The organism is Thermodesulfobacteriota bacterium (assembly GCA_036482575.1).
In the GTDB taxonomy this organism is placed as follows: Bacteria; Desulfobacterota; GWC2-55-46; order GWC2-55-46; family JAUVFY01; genus JAZGJJ01.
Map to the genome: position 1 here is coordinate 1 of JAZGJJ010000192.1, position 6,075 is coordinate 6,075.

Sequence of the window (6,075 nt, forward strand, 5' to 3'; positions counted from 1 at the left end):
TCACCATACCGCTGGCGAAGCTTGGGGAGGGGGGGGGGACCACCGGAGTCGAAGGCAGCCGCGAGGCCGTAAGGTTCGCCAGGGAGAACGCGGCCGTGGGCGGGGTCGATTCGGCCAGGTTCGTCTGCCAACCGGTCGAGGGGGCGGTCCTCGGTAAAATCCTTGAAAGGGAAAGTCCCGCTGTGGTAGTATTAGACCCTCCCAGGGGCGGCGGGCTCGATGCAGTTAAGTCGCTCGCAGCGGCCGGGCCGCGCAGGATAATCTACGTGTCCTGCAGCCCACCTACCCTGGCACGGGACGTCTCGTTCCTCTTAAAACACGGATATAAGCCTTTCAGCGCCGGGGTCGTGGACATGTTCCCACAGACCTATCACATCGAAGGGGTCGTGGGGCTCGACCTGGTAAAGTGAGCCGGGTTCCGGTATCGGTCCTTCAGCGGGGGGGGCGGGGGGGAGGGCGGAGGAGTAAAGGAAAAAAATGAAAAAACTTCCAATAGTAGCGAAGCTCCAGGAGGAGCTCAAGAAGATAACACGGGAACTACGTATAGAGGTCCCCAAGGAGCTCCGGAAGGCGGCGGCCCACGGGGACTTCCGCGAAAACGCCGAGTACGACGCGGCCAAGGAAAGGCAGTCCTTCCTGCGGGCACGGGAGGCGCAGCTCAGCTCTCGCATACAGTCCCTTGCCTCGCTCGAACTCAACGACATACCGAAGGGCATCGTGGCCTTCGGATCCAGGGTCAGCCTCGAAGACCTCGACACGGGCAAGGCGGTGGTCTACGAGCTCGTATCGCCCGAAGAGGTGGACCCGAAAAACGGCAAGATCTCGGTAAGCTCTCCCATAGGCAGGGCCCTCCTGAATAAGGTCGAGGGAGACGAGATAAGGATCGACCTGCCTTCCGGGCTGAAGGAGTACGAGGTTACGGGCCTCATCACGCTCCACGAACTGATGTTCGAAAAAGAGAACGACGCTTCGGAGTAGTTCCGGTGGCGGGGTTTTCTCGTTTTTTATCTCTCCGTTTAAGAAACCTTCTTTATCCTCAGGCTCCTGAGCCTGTTTATGGCGGCCGCGAGCTCCTGGGGCCTGAAACCGACGAGGTCCGAGGGGTGTTTGATCGTCGGTGATACGATGTCGAGGCCCTTCTCCCCAAGATCCTTATCCACGGCCGTTATGACCTCCCGGATATCCATCCCGCCGTCCATGTACCTCTCCCTCGCGTAGACCATGGCGTACCCTATGGCCTTTACCTGGCCGTCCTCGACGAGCTGCTCCACGAAGGCGAGGTCTATATCCTCCCTGCCGAAGGTAAGGGTCTTGAGCCCCCTGGCCTTCAGGTGCGACTCGTGCCGGCCCTTCCTCGAGTCCAGACTTTCCGGGACCGGGACCCGCCCGTGTAAGGCGCCGAAAGCCTCGCCCCCCTCCGTGGCCCTGCCCGTCGGATTGTCCGCCGCTATCTCCTCCGCCCTGCCCGTCAGGTCCTCCGGCTCGTACTCCACCATGGCTATCACCTTGTCCGCGACGTCGAAGTAATCTCCCGCCCCGCCCATGACGAGTACCGTGGAGACGCCGTGGTCTTCGTAAAGCTGGTTGACCTTATCGACAAACGGAGTTATGGGCTCGTGCTTCTTTTCGACGAGCGCCTGCATCCTGCGGTCCCTTATCATGAAGTTGGTGGCCGAGGTGTCCTCGTCGAGGAGGAGCAGGGTGCTTCCGGCCTCCAGCGCCTCGAGTATGTTGGCCGCCTGGGAGGTGGAGCCGCTCGCGTTCTGTGTCTTGAAGAACTCCGTATCCACACCTCCGGGCAGCCCCCCTATGAAGGGGGAGATATCGACCCCCACAACACTCCTGCCGTCCTCGGCCCTTATCTTAACGGCGGTCGGGTCGGAGACCACGAACTCCCTGCCGTCGCCGGGGATGTGGTTGAAGACCCCCCTCTCAAACGCCCTTAAGAGGGTCGACTTCCCGTGGAAACCGCCTCCTACGATAAGGCTCACCCCGCGCGGGATCCCCATGCCGGTTATGCGTCCCCGGTTCGGCAGCTCCACCTCCACCCTGAGACTCTCCGGAGAACGGAACGGCAGTCCGTCCTTCATGGGCCTGTCGTCAACGCCGCTCCTTCTCGGAAGCATGCTCCCGTCGGCGACAAAGGCCGTGAGGTCGAGGGAGGAAAGTTTGCCCCGAAGCGCGTCCGCGTCCTCACTCGTCTCTACGTGCTCGTACAGGACGCCGCTATCGAGGTTCTTTTTAAGCAGGGTACGCTCGACCAGGGCCGGGAGCCTTATTGTGAGCATCTCCTCGGCCTCGCGGCCGAGTATCCACCTGCCCGAGGCCGGGAGCCCGACGAAGAGGCGGAGCTCCACATAGTCCTTCGAGACATGGGCCGCGCTTCTTTCGAGTATCTCCTGGGACGGCGGGTCGACGAATATCTGGCCGCTCTTTCCCGTCCCGCACTGCCTCGAATGCTTCTTCGCCTCCCTGGCGAAAGTCCTGACGAGAAAATCCCTTAGGGCCACCTCTCTCGACGTGTTCGAGAACGTATCGTCAGGAAAGCCGGCCTCGCTCTGGGGTATCAGGACCCTCAAGCGGCTCGAGGTGGCGAACGGGTCCCCCTGCACGTGGTCCATGAAAAGGGTATAGAAGGGGAACTTGTACTCCTTTCCCTGAAGCTCCTTATACGCCTTATAGCCCTTGCGGTCAATTTGCCTTAGTGTCTCTATCAGTCGTTCCATAACCTCGCCAATATACCAGAGACGCCGGTAAAAGAAAATATGTTTTCGGGAATAACGGCCCCCTTACTCCCCGAGCCCGCTCTTTAACTCCATCACCCTCATTATGTCCCGGCGCGTGAGTATCCCGACGAGCTTCTCCCCGCGAAGGACCGGGAACCTGCCCGTGCCCTCACCGGTCATCTTGGATATGGCCTTGAGCGCGTTGTCGTCCGGGGAGAGCACCATCTCCGGGGTAAGACCCTCCATAACGTCCCGCACCAGCGTCTCCCCCCACCTCTCCTTTTCGACCCCCCTGACGTCGTTAAGCGTAAGGAGTCCCACGACCCTCCCTTCCCTTACCACGGGGAAGCTCACGAAGTGGTAGTTGAAGAAGTACTTTTCGACCACCATCGAGAGTGGGACGTCCTCTTCCAGGGTCACGACCTCCTTTGTCATTATCTCCCCTATCCTTAGGCCCTCGAACGTCATTTTTATAATAAGCTGTTGGTAGCTGCTCTCGGCGGCCTGCCGGAGGAAGACCCCTATGAGCACGAACCAGATCCCGCCGACGAAGTTCCCCTTGAGCAACTGTACGAAGCCCCCTACGATGAGGAAGAGCGCAAAGCCCTTGCCTATGAGGCTCGCGGCCCTGGTCGCCCTCCTTATGTCGCCGGTAGTCGCCCACCACAGCGCCCTCAGGACCCTCCCCCCGTCGAGCGGGAAGCCGGGTATCATGTTGAAGACGAGGAGCACGACGTTTACCGTGGCCAGGAAGCCGAGGACGGCGGTGAGCACGGGAAGGGCCGTGAGCGTGCCGGAGGCGACCTCCAGCCCACGGAAGACCGCCGCCAGCGCGAGGCTCGCAAGCGGCCCGGCTATCGCTATCTTCAACTCCGCCGTGGCCTCTTCCGGTTCCCTGGTCATGCGGGCCACCCCCCCGAAGATAAAGAGCGTTATCTCCCTTATGTCGAGCCCGAGCCGGTTGGCGACGTAGGAGTGCGCGAGTTCGTGGATGAGGATGCAGACGAAGAGCAGGAGCGAGGAGACCACCCCCATCGCGAGGTACGTGCGTGGATCAAGGCCGGGGACGCTTGACGGGAAGTAGTGGTTCGAGAGGCTCCATGCAAAAAGGGCGAAGACTATGAACCACGTATAGTCGACCGATATCCTTATGCCGAGGACCTTAAAGAGCCTTATGCCTCTACCGGTGAGCACGGGGGGACCTCTACAAAGATAAAAGGCCGGGGGAAGGCGTCATACGGCCATGGGCGCGGCGGTAAGCCCAATGGTCTCGTCCATGCCGCACATCAGGTTCATGTTCTGGACCGCCTGCCCGGAAGCGCCCTTAACGAGGTTGTCTATGGCGGAGACGACGACGAGCCTTTTCTTCTCCCCGTCGACCACGAGCCCTATGTCGCAGTAGTTCGAGCCCCTCACCTGGTTGATGTTGGGGAAGGCCCCCTCCGGCAAGACCCGCACAAAAGGCTTTCCGGCGTAGAACTCCCGGTAGGCGGCCAGGAGCTCCGCCGTCGAGAGATCCTTTTTAAGCCCTGCATATATGGTGCTTAGTATCCCGCGCGAGACCGGGAGGAGATGGGGCACGAAGGTTATGCTCACCTCGCCGCCGCTAAGGAGCGAGAGCTCCTGCTCCATCTCCGGGGTATGCCTGTGCGAGCCCACACTGTAGGGCTTGAACCCCCCGGCGACCTCAATAAAGGAACTACCCGGCGTGGGGGTCCTGCCCGCGCCGGAGACCCCGCTCTTCGAGTCTATCACTATGGAGCCCGTTTCCACGAGCCCTCCGCCCATGACCGGGGCGAGCGCCAGGAGCGCGGAGGTGGGATAGCAGCCGGGGTTGGCGACGAGCGAAGCCCCTTTTACCCGCTCCCCGTGGAGTTCCGGCAGGCCGTAGACCGCATCCTTCAAGAGCTCCTTCGCGCCGTGCTCGCCGTACCACTTCCTGTAAAGCCCGGCGTCGTGCAGGCGGAAGTCCGCGCTCAGGTCCACCACGCGCTTCCCGGCCTTCAAAAGTCCGGGCACGACCTCCATCGAGGCCCCGTGAGGCAGGGCCGAAAAGAATATGTCGCCCCCATCTGACCCTAACTCCGAAGGGTCCTTGAACGAGAGCCCGTCGTAAAAACCCCTTAACGAGGGGAAGAGCTCGGTCACGCCCTGACCTTTATACTGCCGGGAGCTGACGGATACTACCTCCGCGCCGGTATGGCCCGCGAGTATCCTCAGGAGCTCGAAGCCCGTATAGCCGCTCCCTCCAACTATCGAAACCTTCAACAAAGCCTGCCTCCACTATAGCATTTGTACGATTTACAGGACTAATCCCAAAAATAAAGGGAAGGCCCGAACGGCCTTCCCTTTATAAAATCGTTATACCGTCCGTTTTACCTCTTCGAGAACTGGAACCTGGCCCTTGCGCCCTTCTGGCCGTACTTCTTCCTCTCCTTCATTCTCGGGTCGCGCGTGAGGAATCCGGCCTTTTTAAGCCCCGCCCTGAGTGTCGGGTCCATCACTATAAGGGCCCTGGATATGCCGTGTCTTATGGCGCCGGCCTGGCCGGTCATGCCCCCGCCGTTTACGTTCGCCGTCACGTCGAACTTGCCGGCCGTCTCCGTAATTTCGAACGGACTCTTCACGTCGGTCTTCAGGACGTCCCTTCCGAAGTACTCGTCCAGGGGCCTGCGGTTAACCGTTACCTCCCCGGAGCCGCCCTTCAGCCTGACCCTTGCCACCGAGGTCTTACGCCTTCCTACCGCGCTGTATACTTCGTTTTCCGCCATTTGTTCAGCCTTCGTTCCGTGCTAAAGGGTTAATTGTCTCGGGGGCCTGCGCCTCGTGCGGGTGGTTCTCTCCGGCATAGACCTTGAGTTTTTTGAACATCTGCCTGCCAAGCGCTCCCTTGGGCATCATGCCCCGGACGGCCTTTCTTACGGCCTCTTCGGGTTTTTCCTCCATGAGCCTCTCGAGCGAGACCTCGCTTATGCCCCCCGGGTAGCCGCTGTGGCTGTAGTAGAGCTTGTCGGTCAATTTTTTGCCGGTAACCGCGACATTGTCCGCGTTCACCACTATAACGAAGTCGCCGGTATCCATGCTCGGGGTATAGGTCGGGCGGTGCTTGCCCCTGAGTATCATCGCCACGCGGGATGCAAGCCTGCCGAGCGTCTTGCCCCTGGCATCGACCAGGTACCATTTCCTTTTAATTTCGTCGATTTTTGGAATGTGCGTCTTCATAGCTTTCCATTGAATACGGTTTGAATTCTATAATCTAAATGATTTTCGCCTTTTTGTCAAGGACTTTACGCAGGCGGGAGGGAGGGGGGTTTGGCCAGGCCCGGGTGGCAGGGGCAACCCCCAAAAA

7 protein-coding genes are annotated in these 6,075 nt (G+C 60.3%); 2 read left to right on the forward strand and 5 right to left on the reverse strand.

Annotated features, from left to right (window positions below; translation table 11 throughout):
• Both V3W31_08480 and greA read left to right on the forward strand, forming a co-directional pair.
• The coding region (locus tag V3W31_08480) for a hypothetical protein (GenBank protein ID MEE9614964.1) at window positions 1-410 on the forward strand (410 nt) is incomplete at its 5' end.
• Between the two features lie 67 nt (window positions 411-477).
• Window positions 478-978, forward strand: coding sequence for a transcription elongation factor GreA (greA, locus tag V3W31_08485; protein ID MEE9614965.1), 501 nt, complete (start codon window positions 478-480; stop codon window positions 976-978).
• Window positions 979-1,016: 38 nt separating this feature from the next.
• Here the strand turns inward: greA and V3W31_08490 are convergent, their stop codons facing one another.
• From V3W31_08490 to rplM, 5 genes are all read right to left on the reverse strand, one after another.
• Window positions 1,017-2,726, reverse strand: coding sequence for an ABC-ATPase domain-containing protein (locus V3W31_08490; protein MEE9614966.1), 1,710 nt, complete (start codon window positions 2,724-2,726; stop codon window positions 1,017-1,019).
• Window positions 2,727-2,789: 63 nt separating this feature from the next.
• Complete coding sequence (locus V3W31_08495) at window positions 2,790-3,920, reverse strand: site-2 protease family protein (protein ID MEE9614967.1); 1,131 nt, start codon at window positions 3,918-3,920, stop codon at window positions 2,790-2,792.
• Window positions 3,921-3,959: 39 nt separating this feature from the next.
• Window positions 3,960-4,997, reverse strand: coding sequence for an N-acetyl-gamma-glutamyl-phosphate reductase (gene argC / locus V3W31_08500; GenBank protein MEE9614968.1), 1,038 nt, complete (start codon window positions 4,995-4,997; stop codon window positions 3,960-3,962).
• 104 nt (window positions 4,998-5,101) lie between these two features.
• The gene (gene rpsI / locus V3W31_08505; GenBank protein ID MEE9614969.1) at window positions 5,102-5,497 is read right to left on the reverse strand and encodes a 30S ribosomal protein S9; all 396 of its coding nucleotides are present in this window, start codon (window positions 5,495-5,497) and stop codon (window positions 5,102-5,104) included.
• A gap of 4 nt (window positions 5,498-5,501) precedes the next feature.
• Window positions 5,502-5,948, reverse strand: coding sequence for a 50S ribosomal protein L13 (gene rplM / locus V3W31_08510; protein MEE9614970.1), 447 nt, complete (start codon window positions 5,946-5,948; stop codon window positions 5,502-5,504).
• Window positions 5,949-6,075: the final 127 nt, after the last annotated feature.

Bases quoted from the DNA above. Each gene is read 5' to 3' on its own strand.
- greA (MEE9614965.1), top strand. From the start codon at position 478: ATGAAAAAACTTCCAATAGTAGCGAAGCTCCAGGAGGAGCTCAAGAAG.
- V3W31_08490 (MEE9614966.1), bottom strand. From the start codon at position 2,726: ATGGAACGACTGATAGAGACACTAAGGCAAATTGACCGCAAGGGCTAT.
- rpsI (MEE9614969.1), bottom strand. From the start codon at position 5,497: ATGGCGGAAAACGAAGTATACAGCGCGGTAGGAAGGCGTAAGACCTCG.
- rplM (MEE9614970.1), bottom strand. From the start codon at position 5,948: ATGAAGACGCACATTCCAAAAATCGACGAAATTAAAAGGAAATGGTAC.